The following is a 417-nucleotide window of genomic DNA, read 5'->3' on the forward strand; positions in this document are numbered from 1 at the left end:
CTCCCCGGCCTCCTGCATCTTCCCGCCCCCCGCGGTAAGGGCGACACCGTGGTCCTCGGCGCCCCCGACATCCTTTACAACAGCCGCCTCGACGAGCAGGGCAACGCCTCACTCGCCCTGCAACTCCTCGGCTCGCGCCCCCAACTGGTCTGGTACCTCCCCTCGCTCTCCGACGACCGGGCGGCCGACGGAACCGAAAGCCGGAGCTTCTTCGACCTGATCCCCGACGGCTGGCGCTGGGCCACCCTGCAACTCGCCGTCGCCGCCGTACTCGCCGCGCTGTGGCGCGCGCGCCGCCTCGGCCCCCTCGTCGCCGAACGCCTCCCCGTGGTCATCCGCGCCTCAGAGACCGTCGAAGGCCGTGCCCGCCTCTATCGCAGAGCGAACGCCCGCGACCGCGCGGCATCGGCCCTGCGC

At 73.1% G+C, this 417-nt stretch carries 1 protein-coding gene; it reads left to right on the top strand.

Going from position 1 to position 417, the window contains the following annotated elements; translation table 11 throughout:
• Positions 1–417: DUF4350 domain-containing protein (locus AB8Z36_RS42100; RefSeq protein WP_369218576.1), on the top strand; the 417-nt coding region annotated here is incomplete at both ends.

It is taken from the genome of Streptomyces flavofungini (assembly GCF_041028215.1).
Taxonomy (GTDB): Bacteria; Actinomycetota; Actinomycetes; order Streptomycetales; family Streptomycetaceae; genus Streptomyces; species Streptomyces flavofungini_B.